Source organism: Paenibacillus oryzae, assembly GCF_001675045.1.
Classification (GTDB): Bacteria; Bacillota; Bacilli; order Paenibacillales; family Paenibacillaceae; genus Pristimantibacillus; species Pristimantibacillus oryzae.
In genome coordinates, this window is record NZ_LYPA01000080.1 from 73,598 (window position 1) to 95,462 (window position 21,865).

14 protein-coding genes are annotated in these 21,865 nt (G+C 50.6%); 9 read left to right on the plus strand and 5 right to left on the minus strand.

The annotated features are described in order from the left end of the window. Window positions 1-6: 6 nt before the first annotated feature. Entirely contained in the window at window positions 7-1,296 is a 1,290-nt protein-coding gene (locus A7K91_RS24360; protein WP_068687096.1) for an SLC13 family permease, read from the minus strand. 361 nt (window positions 1,297-1,657) lie between these two features. Here A7K91_RS24360 and A7K91_RS24365 point away from each other — a divergent pair, with 361 nt between their 5' ends. The 4 genes from A7K91_RS24365 (at window position 1,658) to A7K91_RS24380 (ending at window position 5,528) form a co-directional block, all read left to right on the plus strand. After that, window positions 1,658-2,362, plus strand: a complete 705-nt coding sequence (locus tag A7K91_RS24365; protein WP_068687097.1) for a response regulator transcription factor — start codon at window positions 1,658-1,660, stop codon at window positions 2,360-2,362. Then, a complete protein-coding gene (locus tag A7K91_RS24370; RefSeq protein WP_068687098.1) occupies window positions 2,359-3,759 on the plus strand; it encodes a sensor histidine kinase in 1,401 nt (466 codons plus the stop codon). Before A7K91_RS24365 ends, A7K91_RS24370 begins: the two co-directional genes overlap by 4 nt. An 89-nt stretch (window positions 3,760-3,848) precedes the next feature. Next, entirely contained in the window at window positions 3,849-4,562 is a 714-nt protein-coding gene (locus tag A7K91_RS24375; RefSeq protein WP_068687099.1) for a PepSY domain-containing protein, read from the plus strand. 138 nt (window positions 4,563-4,700) lie between these two features. Next, on the plus strand, window positions 4,701-5,528 hold the full coding sequence (locus tag A7K91_RS24380) for a PepSY domain-containing protein (RefSeq protein WP_068687100.1): 828 nt from the start codon (window positions 4,701-4,703) through the stop codon (window positions 5,526-5,528). A gap of 264 nt (window positions 5,529-5,792) precedes the next feature. Here the strand turns inward: A7K91_RS24380 and A7K91_RS24385 are convergent, their stop codons facing one another. Next, complete coding sequence (locus A7K91_RS24385) at window positions 5,793-6,107, minus strand: hypothetical protein (protein ID WP_068687101.1); 315 nt, start codon at window positions 6,105-6,107, stop codon at window positions 5,793-5,795. Beyond that, entirely contained in the window at window positions 6,100-6,468 is a 369-nt protein-coding gene (locus A7K91_RS24390; protein WP_068687102.1) for a DUF6864 domain-containing function, read from the minus strand. Before A7K91_RS24390 ends, A7K91_RS24385 begins: the two co-directional genes overlap by 8 nt. A 318-nt stretch (window positions 6,469-6,786) precedes the next feature. Here A7K91_RS24390 and A7K91_RS24395 point away from each other — a divergent pair, with 318 nt between their 5' ends. Beyond that, the gene (locus A7K91_RS24395) at window positions 6,787-8,277 is read left to right on the plus strand and encodes a family 43 glycosylhydrolase (protein WP_068687103.1); all 1,491 of its coding nucleotides are present in this window, start codon (window positions 6,787-6,789) and stop codon (window positions 8,275-8,277) included. A gap of 217 nt (window positions 8,278-8,494) precedes the next feature. Further along, entirely contained in the window at window positions 8,495-11,356 is a 2,862-nt protein-coding gene (locus tag A7K91_RS24400) for a glycoside hydrolase family 3 protein (RefSeq protein ID WP_068687104.1), read from the plus strand. A gap of 76 nt (window positions 11,357-11,432) precedes the next feature. Here the strand turns inward: A7K91_RS24400 and A7K91_RS24405 are convergent, their stop codons facing one another. Together A7K91_RS24405 and A7K91_RS24410 are read right to left on the minus strand one after the other, a co-directional pair. Beyond that, entirely contained in the window at window positions 11,433-12,593 is a 1,161-nt protein-coding gene (locus A7K91_RS24405; protein WP_068687105.1) for a response regulator, read from the minus strand. A 13-nt stretch (window positions 12,594-12,606) separates the two neighbouring features. Continuing rightward, the gene (locus tag A7K91_RS24410; protein ID WP_068687106.1) at window positions 12,607-15,807 is read right to left on the minus strand and encodes a hybrid sensor histidine kinase/response regulator; all 3,201 of its coding nucleotides are present in this window, start codon (window positions 15,805-15,807) and stop codon (window positions 12,607-12,609) included. Between the two features lie 275 nt (window positions 15,808-16,082). On the opposite strand from A7K91_RS24410, the gene A7K91_RS24415 reads away from it, so the two are divergent. From A7K91_RS24415 to A7K91_RS24425, 3 genes are all read left to right on the plus strand, one after another. Further along, a complete protein-coding gene (locus tag A7K91_RS24415; RefSeq protein ID WP_245697804.1) occupies window positions 16,083-18,869 on the plus strand; it encodes a beta-galactosidase in 2,787 nt (928 codons plus the stop codon). Window positions 18,870-19,014: 145 nt separating this feature from the next. Beyond that, window positions 19,015-20,046, plus strand: coding sequence for a LacI family DNA-binding transcriptional regulator (locus A7K91_RS24420; RefSeq protein WP_068687107.1), 1,032 nt, complete (start codon window positions 19,015-19,017; stop codon window positions 20,044-20,046). 239 nt (window positions 20,047-20,285) lie between these two features. Then, on the plus strand, window positions 20,286-21,671 hold the full coding sequence (locus A7K91_RS24425; RefSeq protein WP_245697831.1) for an ABC transporter substrate-binding protein: 1,386 nt from the start codon (window positions 20,286-20,288) through the stop codon (window positions 21,669-21,671). Window positions 21,672-21,865 lie beyond the last annotated feature (194 nt).

Consider the following 21,865-nt stretch of genomic DNA (forward strand, 5'->3'; position numbering starts at 1 on the left):
GCTTTATTAACTTACAGGGAACAATAACATCGCACCGATCGTGAGCGCCAACAGTCGAATGAAATACATCGGAATCGAAAACATCCAGAAATGCGAAAGCTTGTATTTGCCCATTCCCAAAATCATTGCCGGCATTCCGTCAACTGGCATATACCCGCCGTTCCATGCAGATACCACAACTACAATTGCCGCTGCAGTAGGATCAAGTCCCAGGCTTATGCTGGTCGCTATGGCAATAGGCGCAAAAATAAATACAGAACCTATTGATGCTCCGGTAAATGTAGCGCAAGTACTCGTTAAAAGCGCGAAAATCAGAATAAGGAAAAACGGGCTGATATTTGTGCCAAATGAATTGGCTACATAGTCGCCGACCATAGCGGTAAAACCAGTTTCGGCCAAAGCATTGGCTACACCGATTACACCAGCCATCAGAAGAATGACGGGCGCTCCCATATTATCTCGTACTTCCTTAAAACCAAGTACATTGATGAATAATAAAAATGCGCCTGCAAGACCAGGAATAACATAAGCAGCATCTCCTAATACATTCATCAGCATCATACCTGCAACGCTTATGACAAAAGCAGCGATGGTGGCATATTCTTTCCATGCGGGCATAGTTTCAACCGTAGCCGCAGCGGCTGTCTCTTTCAGTCCATCCAAATCCTCTTTTGCAGCAGGATAATCTGGCAGAAGACGATAAGCGATCAAGGCCCAGGCTAAAAATCCAAGTGCCAGGATAAAATTCACAATCGCAAATTTGGACATAGAAAGCCCGCCAGTAAATCCAGATGTCTCAAGTACGCTTACCGTAAGCCCGTAAAAGAAAGCTACGTTAAATGGAACTAAGGGGTGATTCGTTGCAAATCCCAAAGGCAGCATCAGCTTGGATGTAGGCATTTTTTTATTGTAAGGCATAGCGGCTACGATGGACAAAATAAGTACGTAGTAACCGGTAGAACCCGCACCTGCCAAGCTCGCTCCGAGCATAACGACTACAACTAAAAGAACATAGCTCTTATAGCCGCCCTTATTTGCCAAAGTAACCATAGCCGACTGAACCTTGCCGATAAAATTTGTTTTCATAAGGCTTGCCATAACAACCATGAAGCCGGCAATCATGATAACGCTTGAATTAACGAAACCGGCAAAAGCCTCTTGAACAGAAGACAAACCAGTGACAACCAATAAAAGGCAAGCGAGCAATGGCGGTGCGCCAAAGGCGAATTTGTCTGACATGATCATGACAATCATCAAGACCAAAATACCAAGGGCCAGAATCATTTCCAGTGTCATTTTAGATTATCCTCTCTGTATGGGCTTAGGTAGCTACAAAATGAAAGCGCTTTATATTCAAAATAATAATCGTTTTTGATCCACTAAATAAGAAAATCAATGTTTAATTTTGTTTCATTTTGAAACGCTTTCATTGATAAAAGCCTATATTCAACAAATGAGGCGTTATACTGTTTCATTTAGTAACAATCGGTGGATTCCGCACATTCTAATATGTAGCAGTTTCACCAGAAAAATGATCCCGTATTCAAAACATTTCATATGCTGCCTTCAAGTAGGGCAACCGAAATTAGACTCTGTTTATTTCTTGCGTTATGCTAAATATAAAACAAAAGGGCTTTTTGCGGGAGGCGGATCAGGCATGAACGAAACGATATTGGTGGTCGAGGATGAACGGAAAATTGCCAGGCTCCTGCAAATCGAGCTGGAAAGCGAAGGCTACGAGGTCAGGCTTGCGCCGGACGGAGTAGAGGGCTGGGCCGCCTACCGGGAAGGCGGCGTTTCGCTTGCGCTCCTGGATGTCATGCTGCCGGGCATCACAGGGCTGGAGCTGCTGGAGCGCATACGGGCTGTGGATGGCGCAACGCCGATTATTATGCTGACAGCCAAAAGCTCGCTGTCCGATAAAGTGAACGGACTTGATTTAGGCGCCAACGATTATGTGACCAAGCCGTTTGAAATGGAGGAGCTGCTCGCCCGGATTCGGGTTTTGCTGCGCAAGCAGCCCGCAGCAGCGCCGGCTGGCGTTGAGGGAGAGCCCGGAGAGTGGCTGACAGCGTCGGATCTTAGACTGAACCCAAGCACGCGCGAAGTCGAGCGGGCGGGGAAAGCCATTGAGCTAACCCAGCGCGAATTCGATTTGCTGGCGTACCTTCTCCGTCACAAACGTCTTGTATTAAGCCGGGATCAGCTGCTTGCGGAAGTGTGGGGCTACGATTATGCCGGGAATACTAACGTCGTGGACGTATACATTCGTTATGTTCGCAAAAAGGTGGATGAAGGCCATGCCGCTGAATTAATTCATACGGTACGCGGGATCGGCTACGTGCTGCGGGAGGCCACATGAAGCTGGGCAGCAAAATTCATTTATATTCATCGGTGCTGTTTGCCGCGCTCCTGCTGGCTGCAAACGTCACGGTTTATATGGTTTTTTCCAGCATGATGCTGAGCCGCGAAATGAACCAGCTCCTGGCGGAGACGGAGCAAGCGGCGGAAGCGTTAAGGTCGGCGAACAACAACGTTGCCGTCAACGAATTGCTTCGGGCATACGTGCCGCTGAATGGGATGTTGGGCTGGGTCAAAGCTGGCGGGGGCTCAGGAGTGTTCGTGACATCGGGGAGCGAAACTGAATTAAGCCTGCATAAGGAGGCCTTTTACAATGAACGCCTCAAGGAGCAGGTCAGCATCGACGGCAGCCGGTACGGTTTTGTATCGATTCCCGTTATCGCCTCAGATGGAGCGGTAGCCAATGTGCAGGCCACATCCAGCCTGGAGGAGCTGATGGAGCTGCTGCATATTCTCCGGCTGGTGCTGATCAGCGTATCCGTTGCCGTGCTGGTGCCGGTGGTCATATCTAGCGGGGTGCTGGGCAGGGTGCTAATGCGGCCAATTAGAGATATGACGGGCACGATGCGCCGTATTATTCGCAGCGGAGAGTTCGTACAGCTCCAAAATAAGGGTAAATCGCGCGATGAGCTGGCGGCTATGGGGGAAACCTTCAACGAAATGATTGCTTTGCTGGAGGACAGCTTTGTCCGGCAGGAGCAGTTTGTATCCAATGCCTCGCATGAGTTGAAGACGCCGCTCACGATTATCGAAAGCTATTCCAGCCTGTTGAAGCGCAGAGGAGGAGAACGGCCTGAGCTGCTTCAGGAATCCATCGAGGCGATTCATTCCGAGGCCGTCCGAATGAAGACGATGACGGAGCAGCTGCTTTTGCTTGCTACATCCAGAAGGGAATGGAAGGCGAATATGGAGGTGGTGGAGCTGCTGCCCTTTGCGCGGCAGGCCGCCGCTGTATTTTCCAATGTATATGATCGGGAGGTTATCGTAGAAGGTCCGCCCGATGAGCGCTGTGAAGGCATGGCCGATGTAGATATGCTGAAGCAGGTGCTCTTCATCCTGCTGGATAATGCCCGCAAGTATAGTCGGGAAACAATCATCTTGGAGGTTGGCGAGCTTCGGGGCGAAAGCTATTTGTCCGTGAAGGACAAGGGCGTTGGCATATCGGCGGAGGAATTGCCCAAGGTGTTCCAGCGCTTTTACCGGGTTGACAAGGCGCGCGGCCGAGATGGAGAACAAGAAGGCGGAGCGGGGCTGGGACTGTCGCTTGGCAAGGTTCTGGCTGATGCTTTTGGAGCAAGGCTTGTGTTGGAAAGCGAGCTTGGCGCAGGTACAGCCGCTACGATTATTCTGGGACAGGCGGGAGAGCTGCCCGAACGCCATAACAGCCGGGAGGCTTGAAAATCGCTTGAAAACCGACTTTAACGTAAAGCTGGCAAGGAGAATTAAGGACTGGCTTAAGCATAAAGCTGACAGGGGGTGATGGGGACATGAGGTTAAGGAGAGGCAGGCTGCTGGCTGTTTTAATAGCTGCGGCTGGTTTAGCTTTGTGGGCGGCGCTTGCAATCCTGCAGCCGGGACCCGGGACCCGGCTTACGCTTGTTGAGGCCGAGCGCAAGGTGCTGAGTCAATATGACGGAAGTATTGTGGAAATGACTCCAAAAGGCTCAGCTTATATCCTCCAGCTTAAATCGGAGCAAGGGCTGTACGAGCTGACCGTTGAAGGAACGCCGGCCCAAATTACCGGCATTCGCTCACTGGAGACGTATCCTTCAAAGGAACCGGCAGGCAGTCAACCGCCGCAGCCTACCGATGAAGTGCCGGGTACGGCAAGCCCAACGGCGGCGCCGTCCCCGACACCGGATAGCGGTACGGAAACACCTGTCTCCAGCCCGCCTTCTTCGCCGCCGGTTCCATCTCAGGCCGCAACCGCAAAACCTTCCGCAACGCCTGAACCGTCTTCGCCGTCAGCCAAGCCTACCTCCAATCCCGCAATTCTCATTTCGGAGGAGAAGGCCGTTGCTTTGGCGTTGAAGAAAGTTCCGGGCACCGTCAAGGATGTGGACAAGGAGAACGAGGGCGGACGATGGTATTATTTTGTGGAGATTGAAACGAAGGACGGACGCGAAGCAGATGTGCAGGTAAATGCAGCGTCCGGGGCCATTGTATCCGTAACCTGGGATGATGACGATGACGACGATTAAGGGATGAAGCATTTTATCATCAAATTCTAATCTTTCTGTAATGGTTCTCTTAGAATGCGGAGCTAAAGTAGAGGTATGGAAAAGAACAGAAGCAAACGCAGCTCGTAAGATGAATCATAAAAACAGGAGATGATGAAGATGATAAGCAAAAAAAAGGGCTGGATTATCGGCTTGGGATTAGTTGTTGCATTGGGAGGGACAAGCGCGGCGGTGGCTGCGGATGCGGCAGGCTCCTATATAGGCAAAGCAAAGGCCAAGCAAATTGCCTTGAAGGAGGTTCCGGGAACCGTAACCGACATTGAGTTGGAGCGCCATCGGGACGGTGTTTATTATGAGGTGGACATTGATCGCGAGAATAGCTATCAGGAGGCGGATGTATATGTCGATGCCTACACCGGCAAGGTGCTGAGAGTGGTCAACGACGATGACGACGCTCCACGGAATGTTTCGTCTGCAGCATCGGCGGCCGCTCCAGCTTCGCCTTCAAAGGCATCCCCGTCTGCAACAGCCGCTCAGCCAACGAGCGCGCCTTCAGCAGCTAATTCGCCGTCGTCAACTGCTGCTCCATCGGCATCTTCGGCGTCAGGCACAAGCAATGCCAAGCCATCCAGCGCTAAGCCATCGACGGTAAAACCGTCGCCAACAGCGGCGTCCGCTGGCACTTCCTCGGCAGCGGCAAAAGGGATAACCAAGGAGCAGGCCGCGAAGCTGGCACAGGAGGCTGTGAAGGGCGGCGAGGTTATCCGTGTCTCGACTGATCGGGATGACGGCATACTGGAGTATGAAGTCAAGCTGAAATTGGCCAGCGGCTATGCCGAGGTGGAGATAGCGGCAGCAACCGGCAAGGTGCTTGATATTGATTACGACGATTTCGACGACGATGATGATGACGATTTTGACGATGATGACTATGACGACGACCATGACGATGATCATTGGCATGACGATGATCGCCGCCGGGGATAATACTTCTTTCATAATGCTGAACCAGCAAATGGGCTAGTTGGCGATTCCATCAGGATATCGGCGAACTAGCCCACTTGTTTTTACAACATCCGTCTGTACACGTTCAAAAATAGCGGAATTAAATGGTCATCGTAAAGCCTCTCTAAATTGCGAATGCCTACGTTGCCACGCCATACGAACCTGCGTCCGCGATAGTTTTCTTCGCTGTAAAGGAATAAGCGGGGAAATACCACCTGTTGGGAATTTGTTGCTTTCATGCCCGAACTAACCGCCGTTCTCCTTCGATCTCGATCCGATCAAGTAGCCGATAATGGTTGATTCGACTGGAAGCACGACTAACGTCCACATCTCCTTTAAGCCGAAGCTGGGGGAACGGTATGTCTCCGGCGTCAATGTATAGATAAGCGCAATGAGAAGGACGAATAATGCGATCGTGCCTACGATATATAGGCGAACATTGTCGCCCGATCCGAAAAATTTGCCGAGAAAACCGAGTTCTGCTCTTCGTTTCTCGCTTTCGGCATTTGCCGCTATAATTTTGCTTGCGACCTTTGGGTCCTGGATTTCGAGTTTATTCATGAGACGGAACCCCCTCTCCCGCATAAAAGGTAAAGACCAGAGCCCAGGAAGAGGCATCGGAATTAACGGTAATCTCGTAACGAAGCGAAAGTTTCCGGTTGTTCATAACCCCAAGATGAATCATGTCTGAGCTGCCGATCGGCTTGCCTCTCGGGAAGTTGATGCATGTAATGCGTACTTCATTATGTTTAACGAGACTGATATCTGTCGTGAAATCATTTCTCTCCTGATCGTATTCGATACAAAAAACAAACACAAGAGGATCGTTTTCCTCCGATAACACGATTTCGATCGGGTTCATCTCATAGGCGAATACTCTGCCGTGATAGACGACCTCGAAGCTTCCTGACGTAATTTTCATTGTAATCCCTCCACAACGATTTGACCTGCCCGCGTTTTTCCTTCTTCTATTCTACGAGAGCGATGGCTTGGACATGACATCTCCGACGCAAGTAGTGGGTGAATGGAAACACCAAGCTGCAAAACTGAAAATTAGTGTGTATAGCCCCTAAACTAAAAGTTGACACATCCTGCGTTTCATTGATATCACCCAAGCTCATCTTTTAAGTAAACTGAAGATAACGGAGTGCTAGAGATTGTCAAATGAGTTCTCGATGAACGGGTAGTATCTTTTTGCGTTGATGCGTTGATATTGTGGACACGGGGTGATTTAAGCGCGATGAAAAACCAAGCCTATAATCCGTATTTACCAAGCTACGAGTATATACCGGACGGAGAGCCGTATGTTTTTGGGGACAGGCTGTATGTTTTCGGCTCGCATGACCGGTTTAACGGCAAGCTTTTTTGCATGAACGATTACGTATGCTGGTCCGCGCCGGTTGATGATCTTAGCGATTGGAGATACGAGGGCGTTATTTATAGGAAGAAACAGGACCCCCGAAACAAGATGGGACTACAGCAGATGTTTGCGCCGGATGTGGCGAGAGGGGCGGACGGCAGATATTATCTGTATTACACCGTAGCGTTCAGCAGCGTGATGTCGGTCGCCGTTTGCGACACGCCGGCTGGCCAATACCAGTTCTACGGATATGTAAGCCGCCCGGACGGCGAGCTGCTCTGGAATAAAAGCGGGGACCCCATGTTGTTTGATCCCGGCATTTTTGTCGATGATGACGGCTGCGTCTATCTCTATTCCGGTTTTGCCCCCAAACGCAGCGTCCCATTTCCGCTGACGGGATGGAGGAGACGCACCAACAAAGGCGGATATGTCATTCGGCTGGAGCGGGACATGGTAACGGTTATTGGCGAACCAAAGCTGCTTTTTCCAACAGCGGGGGAAGCAGAGGGGACCGGGTTTGAAGGACATGAGTTTTTTGAAGCCAGCTCCATGCGAAAAATAGGGCTAACCTATTATTTCATTTATTCGTCGGTTAACGGACATGAGCTTTGTTACGCTACAAGCAATAGTCCCATGGGTGATTTCACTTATGGCGGAACGCTGGTCAGCAACGGAGATTTGTTTCTAAACGGAGCCGTCTCCGACCGGGACGCCTTGAATTATATCGGCAACAACCACGGCAGTCTCGTCCAGGTTAAGGAGCAGTGGTATGTGTTCTATCATCGGCAAACGAACCGGCATCATTATTCCAGGCAGGGACTAGCGGAAAAGATCACCATTCGGGAGGACGGAAGCATTCCCCAGGCTGAACTGACAAGCTGCGGCCTGAACGATGGTCCGCTTCAGGGAAAAGGGGAATATTCATCTCATATCGCCTGCCATCTCATGTCGGGCCAGGGCGCGGGCAGGTATGGCGTCTATTTTGGCGGCGTCTCCTTCCGCACACATCCCTATTTCACTCAAAGCGGTAGGGACAGAGAGGACAAGCCGGACCAGTATATAGCCAACATGAGAGATGGGGCAGTTGCGGGGTATAAATATTTTTGGATAGAGGATGTTAAGGAAATCGCGGTTTGCGTACGCGGCAGCGCAAGCGGAATAATGAATGTATCCAATGCCTTGGGGGAAGCTCCTTTTGCCCAAATACAAATAGAGCCAAGCAAAGATTTTACCTATTATAGAACGACGCAAGATAGAACGATGAAAGACAGGACGACGAGCATGTCGGGCAGCAAAAGCGGCAAGCAGGCTCTATATTTTTGCTTCAAAGGGTCGGGCAAGCTGGATTTTCGATCATTCGTTTTGGGATAGCCGGCAGCCTTTGGAGAAGTGGCCAGGCTGGCATTTTCTGCTACATTCTCACGCCTAGTTTATGCCACTAAACTAAAAGTTACCCCCCTTAACTTTTGGTTGATTTAACTTGGGCACCTTATGCGTTAAACTTACAGTGCAATTGAAAACGCGCGCAAAACTTTTCATTGTACCGACATGAAAGCGATTCAAAATTATGTTTACTGGGGGAACAAAGATGGCGGGGAAAAAAGGAAAGAAATTTAAGATTATAATAAGCTCATTGTTGTCTCTCTTGCTGCTTCTTGGCGTAGGGACAAACATAGCGCTTGCTTATTACTCGGATGTCATTACATCCTATTTCAGCAAAATCGACATTACGACGCCTGAAGCAAAGGATGCTCGCGCAAAGTCGATCAATGTATCACAGCTGATTACGGACGAAGGCATCGTCCTTCTTCAGAACAAAGACAACATGCTGCCGATGACGGACAACAAGAAGGTTAACGTGTTCGGCTGGAGCTTTACGGCGCCAGTATACCTGGGCTCCGGCTCCGGCGCAGCGGATGCTTCCACGGCTGTAACGCCAAAATCGGGTCTTGAAGCAGCCGGCTTCGAGGTTAACCAGCAATTGTATGATGACTACGTGGCAACTGGCATTCAAAGACCGGTATCGGGAATTGAAGGCTACGACTGGACGATTCCTGAGCCTGTAGCAGCTGATTTCTACACAGATGAAAGAATGAAGCAAGCTACCGAATTTTCGGATACTGCCATTATTTTTATCGCTCGCGCAGGCGGCGAAGGCAGAGACCTGCCAACCGTACTGGACGGCGAAGATACGTATGATCCTAACGGCTCGACAATGGGACCAAGCGGCGAGCGCTTCGGTAATGCGGATGATTTGAACTCTGACAAGCATTACCTGGAGCTGAGCACGCGCGAGCTTGGCATGATTGACGCGGTTACGAAAAACTTTGACAACATTGTTTTGATCGTTAATGCATCCAACACGTTCGAACTGGATTGGGTGAATAACTACAATCAAATTAAAGGTATTGTGACGGTTGCTGGACCGGGTCAAACCGGCTTTGCTTCCTTGGGCAAGGTGCTTTCGGGCGACCTTAATCCATCCGGCAGAACCGTTGACGTGTTTGCGACCGATCTTCTGGATGCGCCAGCCGCCAAAAACTTTGGCGACTTCAGCTACGTTCTGGATAATGGAGACGGCTCATATTCCGTAGCTGCCGACAAAAACAAGGTTGCATTGACTTACGTCGATTACGCGGAAGGCATTTATGTAGGCTACCGTTACTATGAAACAGCGGCAGCGGAAGGCGCTATCAACTACGACGAAAAGGTTTCCTTCCCGTTTGGTTATGGCCTTAGCTACACGACGTTTAGTCAAGAGGTTGTAGCAGACAGCCTGGTATGGAACGATACCGAGATTAAGGTGGATGTAAAGGTTACGAATACCGGTAAAACAGACGGCAAAGAAGTGGTTCAGCTCTACTATTCCGCGCCATACACGGGCAAAATTGAGAAGTCCTCGATCGAGCTTGCGGCATTCGCCAAAACCGGGCTTCTCAAAGCGGGAGAATCGGAGACGGTTACTCTTTCGTTTAAAGTGGAAGACATGGCCGCTTACGATTACAAGGGTGCATACAGCAGCGCGGGCTCCTATGTGCTGGAGCCAGGCGACTATCAACTGTACCTGATGAACAATTCACATGACAAAATCGCTGACGTAAGCTCCAAAACGCTTGCCGAAGTGGTATATAACGAAACTGGACGTCCAAGCGACGATCAGGTTGCCGTTAATCAGTTTGATGATCTCGTAACCGGCTTGGGAAGCATTGAGGAGTATCTTTCCCGGGCAAACGGCTTTGCTAATATCGATGTTATTAACCGCAGCAGCAACTATGAAGTAACGGATGCCGATGGTGCCAAAAAGCAAGTAAGAGGTATGCTTGTGGATAACGCATTCGTCGATTTCGTCAATGGAAAACGTTACGACATTCCTGCCGATGTGGAGCAAAATGGCCCAACGATGGGCAAAGATAACGGCAAAAAGCTGAGCGACTATGTTGGCGTAGACTACAACGACGCTAGCTGGAACGAGCTGTTGGATCAGCTTTCGCTTTCTGATCTGGTTTCGATCGGCACATTGGGCGGATATCGCACGCTTGAAGTGCAATCCGTAGGCAAGCCTGCCACGGTTGACTATGATGGACCAGCGGGCATCAGCGCGCTTCTTTCCAAGGACCCAATGTCCGGCGTTGCTTTCCCGTCCGAGGTTATGCTTGCTCAAACGTGGAACGTAGAGCTTGCGGCAGCAATGGGCGACGCGGTAGGCGCCGAGGCTGTAGCCTATGGCGTATCCGGCTGGTACGCGCCGGGCGTTAACACTCACCGCAGCGCATTTGGCGGCAGAAACTTTGAATATTATTCCGAGGATGCTCTGCTCTCCGGCCAATTTGCGGCTGAGACAACCAAGGGCTACCAAAGCCATGGCGGCTTCGTCTACATGAAGCATTTTGCGCTTAACGATCAGGAAAACAACAGGGTAAAAGGCGTTTTGACCTGGAGCAACGAGCAGGCGATTCGCGAGATTTATTTGAAAGGCTTTGAATATGCGGTAAAAGAGGGTGACGCTCACGGCGTTATGTCCAGCTTCAACAGCATCGGCAATACATGGGCTGGTGCAAGTCCGGCCTTGCTGAAGGAAGTGCTTCGCAAGGAGTGGGGCTTCAAAGGCGTGGTCAATACAGACTTCTTCATCGAAGCTTCTTATCCGTACATGATTGCCGATCTGGCTTTCCGTGCGGGGAACGACATTCTTCTTACCGGCGTTGCGCCGTATGGCGTGCCGGAAATCGACAGCAAGAGCATTGATACACAATTGGCGATGAGAGAAAATGCGCATAACGTGCTATACACCGTAGCGAACAGCAACGGCATGGAAAACGGTCTGAGCACGGATCTGCCGCAATGGGTGATCATCACCATCATTATTGACGTTGTTGTAGCGCTTGGCATTATTGCCGGCTTCTACTTCCTGTTCCGTAAACGCAAGCCTGGGGCGGGACAACCAGCTTAGTTGTTGTTGGACAATTGTTAAAGATATATGGTAAAAGGCGCATTTGGGGAAGGGAACACTTCCGCCTGAATGCGCCTTATACTTGTTTATAAACATGCTGGACAAGTCCAAGGGATTCATACGCCTGCTTCAAGCTTTCGCCGGGCGTCAGGCCAAGGTCGGCGTAAAGCAGCTGTGCGTAGTCATTGTAGTATTTTTGGGCATGAAAGGGACCCATAAGCTCATAGTGAAGCTTCATCGCCTTCGCTCTGGCTCCGTCGTTATAAGGATCATGAGTCAGCAGCTGCTGTATAATGATAAGCGGCAGGGCGGCGTCGTATGCATTGTCCTCATAAAAAGCGATCAACCGACTGGCGGCGCTGACAAAATAGCTATGGTAAGCTGAGCGGGACGTGTGGCACCATTCGCTGTCCATATCCTCAAGCAGCAGGTTGCTGTAGCCCGCCACAATGGCGTGGATGACTTCCCTATTGCCGCTGTGAAGAGGCATGCTGCCATCAGCCGCCTTTTCCAGCTCGATCGCATCAGCTTTTATTTCTGTTGATTTTCCAATAAGCTTGTAGCCGTTCCCTGTGGATACGGCGGATACTCCGGCTCCGGCTTCTCTTAGCGTTTTGTTTAAACGGCTTAAGGTGCTTCTGAGGTTGATATCCCCTTTTTCCCTTGTTTTGTCCGGCCAGATAGCCTCCAGCAGCCTATCCTTGGAGATGCTGCGCTCTCTGCCGTGCAGCAGGAGATAGGCGAAGGTTTCGGCGCATTTTGCCGTCATCCATCGGATCGGCGTTTTCGATTCGCCAACCAGCACGGCGAGCGGACCAAGCAGCGTAACGTGCAGCGTCTTGGCTTCAGCCTGCGGCAGCAGCGCCCGTTTTTCGCAAATTCTTCGTTTGACCCGCTCTACGGCGCGTTCAAGCTCCGATCTCTTCATGGGCTTCAGCAAATAATCCAGCGCATTAACCGTAAACGCCTCAACGGCGTATTCCTTGTACGCTGTCACGAACACGATTTCACCTTCATAACCAAGCTCCTGCGCCTTTTCCGCTACTGCCATGCCGTTTAATTCCGGCATTTCCACATCCAGAAACAGAACGTCGGGTTTCTTCAGCGTAATGTTGTCCAGAGCTGCATAAGGATTGACGTCAAACCCCAAAACATCGACCCCCAGGCCGGAAAGCAGCCTGCAGGTATGCTCTGCCGTTAATGCTTCATCGTCAACTACAAGCGCCTTTATCGTCATGTCCTGTCACCTCTTAAACTGGAATTCGCATGGTGATTCTGGTGCCTTCTCCCGGCGAGCTGTCTATCACAAGGCCTTGTCCGTATACATTTGTTAACCTCTTGTGGACATTTTTCAGTCCGATGCTGTCCGTTTGCTGGCGGTGATCCAGCAGCGATTCCAGCTTTTCCGGGGGGATACCAAGGCCGTTATCTGCTACAGTCAGCAGCAGCCCGCCATTCTCAAGCTCCGCCTTAATTGCGACCGTACCTCCCGAAAGGCGCTTCATCAAACCGTGAATAATCGCATTTTCGACCAGCGGCTGAATGATCAGCGCCGGTATTTGCAGGTCCAGCGCCTCCTCGGCTATGTCAAACTCCACGGCAAGACGCTTCTCGAAGCGGGCCTTTTCCAGGGCCAGATAGGAGTCCACCAGCGTCAGCTCCTTTTGAAGGGAGACCATGGATTGGTGCGGGTCGATGTTAAAGCTGCCGCGCAGGTAATAGCTTAACTCCTCAAGCAGCTCTCCCGCCCGTTCTGGATTGCTGTAGCACAAGGAAATGATGATGTTAAGGGCATTGTACAGAAAATGCGGCTTGATTTGCGATTGCAAAAAGACGCTTTCCATGCGAATCGCCTGCTCCACCGCTTCTTTCATTTTTTGCAGCGTGTGGACCCTTGCCCTCAGCTCCTTGCCGTCAAACGGCTTGACGACAAAATCATTTGCGCCTGCCTCCAGTCCGGCGGCAATGTCCTCCGGCGTATTGCGAACCGTCAGCAATAGAACGGGCAGCTGGAACCATTCGTATTGCTCTCGTATTTTTTGGCATACCTCATAGCCGGACAAGCCGGGCATCATCACATCCAGCAGCACGATGGACAAATCGCGCGAGGCTTGGATCCATTCCAGCGCCTGATAGCCATTGTAAGCGACCAGAAGCTCGTAGGGCTCGTTGCGAAACACTTCCTTTAAAACTCTGATGTTGGAGGGCTCGTCGTCAACGATGAGTATTTTGTGGCGCTTAACGGCCGTGCCGCCCCAGCTTGAAGCCTCTTGCCCCGAAACCGCCAGATCAGCGTCAGTTTTCGGCAAGGATGCATAGGCTGCATCGTCATCGCGATAAGCTTCATAAGGCGGTCTGCCCTTATACGTTCCACCCTCAAGCAGGGAAGCGCTGGCGAGGTTGTCCGGGATCGCTGCGTTGTCCTGAAGGGATGTATGGCGGGAGCCGCCCTGAGAGCTTCCGGCTTCGGCAGAGCAGGGGAGAACAAGCTCAAAGCAGGAGCCTGCCCTAGGCTCCGAATATCGCAGGCGAAGCTCTCCGTTCATACTGTTTGCCAGCATTCTGGAGATGGCCAGGCCAAGGCCCGACGAGTGAGTGCCGGTGAAATTGACCTCCCCGGCTTGCGTCGCTCCCTGGAACAACGATGCCTTCAAGTTTTCGTCCATTCCAATACCTGTATCCGATACTGTAATGATGACATGATTGCCGTCGGTTTGGGCTTGCACCTCCACGCTGCCCTTTTCCGTATATTTAAGTCCGTTTCCAACCAGATTGACGATGATTTGGCGAAAACGATTTTCGTCGGCGTAAACAAAAAAACGACCGGGAGAAATCCGGTTGACCAGCGTTATCCCATCACCCTTTCGCATATCCTTCAACATGTGCAATACAGCATGGACAGTCCCGTTGATGTCAAACGTAACGGGATTTAGCCTCAATTGTCCATTGCGCATGCTTTCCACATCCATGATGTCATTAACAAGACTGGATAATCTGGATGCGATAGAGACAATATAGGCCAACGTTTCGGACTGGTCCCTTTTGCTCCCGCCTTGCCGCTCCAATGCGCTTTGAGCCATATTCATAATACCGTGCAGCGGTGTTTTGAACTCATGAGAGGTATGAATCAGGAATTCATCCTTCAGCTTGTCCGCCTTGATCAGCTCACGGCTGGCGTTTTCCAGATCGTCATAGGCTTTGGAGAACTGCTTGGCGAACGTGGCGCCCATGCCGAGCAGCATAACAACGAGCACCCACAGAGGAACGATGTAGGTCTGCACAATAGAAAAAAAGTAAAGAAACGCGCTTATATACGAGCAAATGATAAGCAATATTCCGCAGAGCAGCAGCATGGTCTGCCGTCTGTTCATCCGGCCGTATTGCTTTAACCGGAGCGCCCTGAGCACTAAAAACGCCATAGCGGCATAAGCCAGCAGATACAGCGGACCGGTCAGCTGCTCTAACGCAGCGATCATGGGGGTAGGAGTGAAAACAAGCGTCACGGCAACCAGACCCATGGTAACGGCGATTCCGCGCAAAGCGGCGGCCGGCATAAAAACCTTGCCCATCTCTTTGAGCAGCAGGGCTGTAACAATGATGCTTAAGCAGATAATGGAGCCTTTGACTTTCAGAATCCACATAAACGGCAAGGAGTCGAATAAGCGGTTAAATATTTTTTCATTATCCATTGAAGTAATGCCGGCGTAGGTCAAGCAGAACAGGCTGATATAGAGAATAAACCGGTCTTTCCGTCTGTTCAGGAAGATACCGAAATAATAAATGCCGGACAACAGGAGCGAGGCAATTCCCAATATCTCCAGCGTATTGACCCGGAAGGTGTAGGTGTTGATTTCATTCTGGCTGCCCAGCAGTATGGGCTGAATGATTCCGCCGTTGTAGTAATCCGGATTGGCAACCTGGATAACCAGATCGAGCTGGTTATCCTCATCGTTAAAAAAGGCTACTAAAGGAACGACGTTGGTGACATGTCCCTCGCTAGCGCTTAATGCGGGCGAGCCGCTGTTGCCGACTTCAATGCCGTTTACAAAAATCCTTGCAGCTGAGCGGATATTTTTGGTTTTGAGGCCGAAGGTGGAGGTATGCTCATTAACCCCTATGCGCAGACGGTAGGTGCCTGCCCCCTGATCTCCCATGACGCCGCCATTGGCCGTTTCGCTCCAGCGACCCGGCACTTGTATGGTCTGTTTGCCGGATAGCGCATCCAGAGAAGCTGGCTTAACGAGTACGCCGGGATAGAAGTCCCATTCGCCGTTTAGCTTGACAAGTCCGTCCTTGCGAAAATCCCAGTTCGACAGGTCCAGGCTTCCATCCCGGGCTGGCGGACTTTGCGCCTTGCCGAAATCCTGAATAAAAAAAGCCAGACCGGCCAATAAAACCATAAGCGCCGCCAGGAGAAAAAGGATTCTTTTACCGTGCTTGTTTATGTTCAATTGGACCCCTCAATTATCCGTATAAATGATGTTTTCCCCTTCATCATACAACAAAAAACAACGCTGCGGATATGCCCAAACGAGTTATGTTCCAAACAAGTCAAAGGGATTTAGGTTAAATGGTTGACAACGTTTACAAAACAGTTCTATAATTTATATGCAATTAATGAAACCCATTTCATAAATGACAAAATCACAGTATTTCACAGATTCGCGTCTGCCTCGACCAACTATTGTTTTTTATAAAGAAAGGAAAGAGATGGATGACTCAAACGGTGGAGAAAAAAAGAGATCTGACGTTGGCCGATCAATCGCGTCATGAGGCTTACATCAGCTACGACGCCAAAAGCTTTACGATTGGAGAAAAACGCGTATTTTTAAATATTGCTTCGATTCATTATTTCCGCATGCCGAAGCAGGAATGGCGGGAAGTGCTGGTCAAGGCCAAGCTTGCAGGCATGAACTGCATCGATACTTATTTTGCATGGAACGTGCATGAGCCTCAGGAGGGCCAGTGGAACTTCGAAGGCGATAACGACTGCGGAGCTTTCCTGGATTTGTGCGCAGAGCTGGGGTTGTGGGTCATTGCCCGTCCGGGTCCGTTTATTTGTGCGGAATGGGACTTCGGCGGTTTCCCGTATTGGCTCAAAACAAAGGAGAATATCCGCTTCCGCATAAACGACGAGGTGTATCTGCACTACGTCAACCGTTATTTTGACCAGATTGGTGCAATCATTTCCGCGCGTCAGATTACAAAGGGCGGAAGCGTCATTCTGGTGCAGGTTGAAAATGAATATGGCTATTTGGCGGATGACGCATCCGGCAAACTATATATGAACAGCCTTCGCGACGGTCTGCTGGACCGCGGCATCGACGTCCCGCTCATTACATGCGAGGGCGGAGCCGAGGGCACTATTGAAGGCGCTAACTTCTGGTCGGGCGCCAACGGGCACTACGAAAAGCTGATGCTTAAGCAGCCGGATGCGCCCAAGATCGTGACAGAGTTCTGGACGGGCTGGTTCGAGCATTGGGGAGCGCCGTCGGCCACCCAGAAAACGCCTGAGCTGTATGAAAAAAGAATGATGGAAATCATTCGCGCCGGCTTTGACGGAATCAGCCACTACATGTTTTTTGGCGGCACCAATTTTGGCGGATACGGCGGACGCACGGTAGGAAGCAGCGACATCTTTATGGTGACCTCCTACGATTATGACGCTCCGCTATCCGAATACGGCCGGGTAACGCCAAAATACCGGATGTCCAAAAAAATCTCGCTGTTTGCTACAGCGCTTGGGCAATTGCTGCTGGAGTCGGAGCCGATTGAAAATGGCGAGGCTCGCGGCGGCTCGGGGCTCCGCCTTCAGGGCAGAGAGTGGAACGGCCAGAAGATTTGGTTCGCGGAAAGCCAGAAAGAGGAGAAGGAAGGCTTCTCCATTACGCTGGAAAAAGACCGTACGATACCGGTTTCGATCAAGCCGGGACAAATTGTTCCCGTTATCGACCGGCTGGAAGTCGGCTCCGGCCTTCGCCTAACCTGCGGCGGCTTCCTGATTGGAAACGATATGATCGGCGGCGTCCGTACGCTCATTCTCGCCGGAGACGATGGACAACGCAGCCATATCCAGTTCGAATCGGATCAAAGCATACAATACAACAGTAACGGCATAGTGCTGGCAGAAAGCAGTGCAGAGGGACGCAGCCTGACGCTGGATGTTTTCCATTTCCAAACCCCGCAGCGCATAACAGTAAAAAGCGGCGGCGAACAGGTAGAGGTTATTGTACTGAACGGTTATATGTCGGACCGCGCCTGGAGAATCGCGGGCGACAGCATAGCCTGGGCAATCGGCTGGGATGACCTTGACCTGAATGGACAAGGCGGAGTGGACGGAGTTTCGGGACGTCCCGATGGAGATAAGCTGCTTCTGGGCGATTGGGGCGGCAAAGAGTCCGGCACACTTGCGGCTGACCTTGCCTTGTATGAGCAACCGCCAATCCAGGCGCCGGTTCTTTCGGACTGGAAAATAAAAAGCCTGAACCTGAACGAGCTGAAGGCGGGAGAAATTTCGCCGCAGCCGCGCGGCTTCGCAGAGCTGGATAGAGAATTTGGCTATCTGATCTACAGCAGTGAAGTCAATGTGCCGCAGGAGCAGGAAAGCACGCTTGTATTTTCCGCGGTTCAGGACTCCACGCGTATATATGTCAACGGCGTCGAGCAAGCCATGGTCCGCCAGGTTGGAGCCGCATATGCAACAATCAAGCTCCCTCAAGGCCGAAGCAAGCTCCAATTGCTTGTCCAGCATATGGGAAGCCTTAACTTCTCCCCTTATCTGGGTGAGGAAAAGGGCGTTTTTGGCCCCGTCTATCTGGATGGCGCTGCGCTTGATCTGAGAAGCGGCTGGTTATGCAACGGGGAAAGCTTCGACTTGGATGAAGTACAGGACGGCAGCTTTTCCGCTCCGCTTACACGGACCTTCAAGCTCGAAGGAAATGAAGGCGCGATTCTGGTTGGCGCAATTGCAAGCGGCTTGAAAATTAACGGCAAGGAAGTACAGCTTGAGGCTTACCATAACTGGTTTGCATTCCATTATGTTGATATTTCCGATTTTGTTGCAGAAGGCGTCAACAAGATTGAAATGCCGGGCTTTAAAACGCCAATGAATCGACTTGACCTATTGACATACAGCAAGCAAAAGGAAGTGACTGGCTGGTCGATACTGCCGCTGGAGGAACCAAGCGCATCTCCTGCAGCTTTGGAAAACGTGACCGTAGAAGCGGCTCCGGCCTGGTTCAGCACAACCTTCGACATGCCGGCAATTCCGAAATGCATTCATCCCAAGCTCAAGCTGAGGCTGACAGGCATGAGCAAGGGTTATGTGCTGCTGAACGGCCACGATTTGGGCCGGTACTGGCAAATCGGGCCTCAAGAGGATTACAAGCTTCCGATGGACTGGCTGAAGGAAAGCGGCAATGAACTGACTCTGTTTGATGAGCAAGGCAAAAAGCCAAGCCATGTGCGCCTGTTGTTCGATGATCAGTCGGACTGGCGCTGGAGCGCTCTCTAACGAGGAATTAAACAGTTGCGATTGAGGGCAGGATTTTAGCCGATTGGCGGACCTGCCCGTCATATGCCTCTATCAGCCTGTGTCATAGCTTGGGTAATTTTGTTATAATGATACGAGAATTGGTCGCAGGAAGGAAGCGTTCAGCTTGAGAGAGGTCACGATATATGATATTGCCAAGGAGGCTAAAGTATCGGTCGCAACTGTTTCGCGCGTAATCAACGATACCGCTCCAGTTAAAGGAAGTACCCGCGCCAAAATTGAAGAGCTGATTAGCAAGTACAACTTCCAGCCCAATGCCATGGCCAGAAGTCTGCTAAAGAAAGAAACCGGTATCATTGGCGTTATCGTGCCTGACTTGACGAATCCCTTTTTCCCAGAGGTTTTTGCCGGGGCGGAGGAGGAGGCGCAATCGTCCGGTCATACCTTTCTGCTCAGTAATTCAATCGGCGATACGCGAAAAGAATCGGAATATCTCAGCATTATGCGCGAGAAGCGCGTGGACGGCATTATGTTTTTAGGCGGGCGCATTAACTTGAAGCACTGCGACGAGCATCTGGTTCAGGAGCTTGTTCAGCATGCTAGTGTCATTCCGACAGTGCTTGTGAACGGCGAGCTGAAAAACTCGGGCCTGATTCGGGTTGCAACGGATGAATCGTTCGGAACTGCTCTGGCTGTGCGCCATTTGGCGCAATTGGGGCACAAGAAAATCGGTTTTATCGGCGGCGAAAACCACATGACAACAACCTCCATCAAGCTGCGGGCCTTCCGCAAAACAATGAAGGAGGAAGGGCTGGAGGTTTGCGAGGATTGGATTCTGCCGGACAGCTTTTCTATCGAATCCGGCAAACGGCAGATGCTGAAGCTGCTTTCCATGAAGGAAAAACCAACCGCCATCTTTTGCGTCAACGACTATACCGCGATCGGCGCCATTAAGGCGGCGACGGAATCCAGGCTTTCCGTGCCTGACGACATATCGATAGTTGGATTTGACGACATCCCATTATCCCATCACTTTATTCCTGAGTTAACCACCGTGTCCCAGAAGGCGCATGAGCTGGGACGGACGGCGATTAAGGTGCTTCAGGCTATGATGAATAAAGAAAAGGTCAAAAAACTGACCACACTGGAGCCCCACCTGGTAGTCCGGCAAAGCACATCGGCTCCTGTACAGCCATAAGCCATTTGTACCGCTTTCCTTAAAATGACGGGTTTACGCTATCGCCGAGCGTAACCCGTTTTTATTTATCCTGAATTTGTTATTGACCGCAAAGTCGTTACAGGCTATAATGAAAAGGGTTTCATGAAAGCCCTTACAATTATAAAAGGAGGGCGCAAATAGGCGGAAACAAATAAAGCTTTTGTGCTTGATCACGTGGTTTATACTTACTTAGGGGAGCGTGTCTAACAGTGAATGAGATGCAGAAAAAGAAGTCAACTTTACTCGTTATGGTAACAGCAATCGCCACCATTCTGGCAGCTTGCAGCGGGGGCAACAGCGCGCCAAGTCCAACGGCCAGCCAGCCCGCGGCAAATGAGGAAACTCCGGCGCCGACAGAAGCGGCCGAGGAGCCCAAGGAAGTGAATTTGAACGGACGGGAAATTCGGATCTCCAACTGGTGGGACGCCACTCCTGCCAGCGATTCCGAGGCGGATGAATTGGCCCGTGAACGCATTAAAGCCGTCGAAGAAAAATATAATGTAAAAATATCTTATGTAAATACAGAATACGGCGTCACCTCCGAAAAAATTTCATCCACCGTTTTGGCCAACGATCCCTTCGCTGAAATTGTGCGAGTGCCTGACGGCGATATCTGGGGCTTGATGCAAGGCGGATTTTTGACACCGCTTGACGATTATTTGAAAAATACCAAAATTGCCCCGGAGGTTATTGACTCCATGCGTTTTGGCGGAGACAAAATTTACGGCTTGATGGGCTGGTATACGCCAAACGACAACGGCATGTTCTATAACAAGCGGATCTTTAAGGAAGCCGGCATTAAAGACCCTCAGCAGCTTATGGAAGAAGACAACTGGAATTGGAACACCATGCTTGATGCAGCGAAAAAGCTGACGGTAGACACAAATGGCGATGGCAAAATGGATCAATACGGACTTTCAGGAGCTTATTATGTATTCCATGAGATGCTGATCCCAAGCAATGGCGGTAAGCTTTATGATGAAGCGACCCAGAAAGCGGCTTTTGACTCTCCGCAAGCTATGGAAGCGCTTAACTTCCTGTATAGCCTGTATAACGAGCATAAGGTTATCAAGGCAAACGAAGGCAACGACTGGGAGGACCCTTCCAAGTACTTCTCGGAAGGCAACATCGCTATGTATCCCGGCGGCTTATGGGAAGTTGAAGGTCGTATTCAAGGCAAGCTGAAGGATGATTGGGGCTACGTTTACATGCCTAAAGGCCCTCAAGCTACTGCTTATTATGATGCAGTGAACAGCACAGAAAGCTTTGTTATTCCAAAAGGGGTTAAGGATGCGGATATCGTTGTGAAGATTTGGGAAGAGCTTCAGGATTTCGACAATTGGAAGCAAAACCACAGACTGTGGCTGGAAACCATATTGCCGGATGAAGCTTCGATCGCCAATGCTATGGACGATAATGGAAAAGTAATCAGAGTTACGGATGCCCGCGCAGGCGGACTGGGCGTCAAAAACATTCTGGGAAGCGTTACCGAGAAATTTGTTAAGGGTGAGGTTACTCCTTCGACAGGCGTTGCCCAGGTTATTGATTCCGCGCAAGCCGGCATTCAAAAGGTGCTGAGAGGCGAGCCGGATAAAAAAGAATAACGAGCTGCAAGTCATACTATAAAAACAAAAAAATGGGCTGTCTTGAAAACGTAATCTTTTCGAGAGACAGCCCACTTTTAGTATTGACCGGAAAAGGCGCAAGATATATAATGAAATGGGTTTCATGAAAACCTTTACACTTATTGAGGTCAATATTTAGAAAGCGCTCTTTCACAAACGGTGCGCGGGAATTG

Coding starts and splice junctions, on each gene's coding strand:
- A7K91_RS24360 (WP_068687096.1), bottom strand. CDS start 1,296: ATGACACTGGAAATGATTCTGGCCCTTGGTATTTTGGTCTTGATGATT.
- A7K91_RS24365 (WP_068687097.1), top strand. CDS start 1,658: ATGAACGAAACGATATTGGTGGTCGAGGATGAACGGAAAATTGCCAGG.
- A7K91_RS24370 (WP_068687098.1), top strand. CDS start 2,359: ATGAAGCTGGGCAGCAAAATTCATTTATATTCATCGGTGCTGTTTGCC.
- A7K91_RS24375 (WP_068687099.1), top strand. CDS start 3,849: ATGAGGTTAAGGAGAGGCAGGCTGCTGGCTGTTTTAATAGCTGCGGCT.
- A7K91_RS24380 (WP_068687100.1), top strand. CDS start 4,701: ATGATAAGCAAAAAAAAGGGCTGGATTATCGGCTTGGGATTAGTTGTT.
- A7K91_RS24385 (WP_068687101.1), bottom strand. CDS start 6,107: ATGAATAAACTCGAAATCCAGGACCCAAAGGTCGCAAGCAAAATTATA.
- A7K91_RS24390 (WP_068687102.1), bottom strand. CDS start 6,468: ATGAAAATTACGTCAGGAAGCTTCGAGGTCGTCTATCACGGCAGAGTA.
- A7K91_RS24395 (WP_068687103.1), top strand. CDS start 6,787: ATGAAAAACCAAGCCTATAATCCGTATTTACCAAGCTACGAGTATATA.
- A7K91_RS24400 (WP_068687104.1), top strand. CDS start 8,495: ATGGCGGGGAAAAAAGGAAAGAAATTTAAGATTATAATAAGCTCATTG.
- A7K91_RS24405 (WP_068687105.1), bottom strand. CDS start 12,593: ATGACGATAAAGGCGCTTGTAGTTGACGATGAAGCATTAACGGCAGAG.
- A7K91_RS24425 (WP_245697831.1), top strand. CDS start 20,286: ATGCAGAAAAAGAAGTCAACTTTACTCGTTATGGTAACAGCAATCGCC.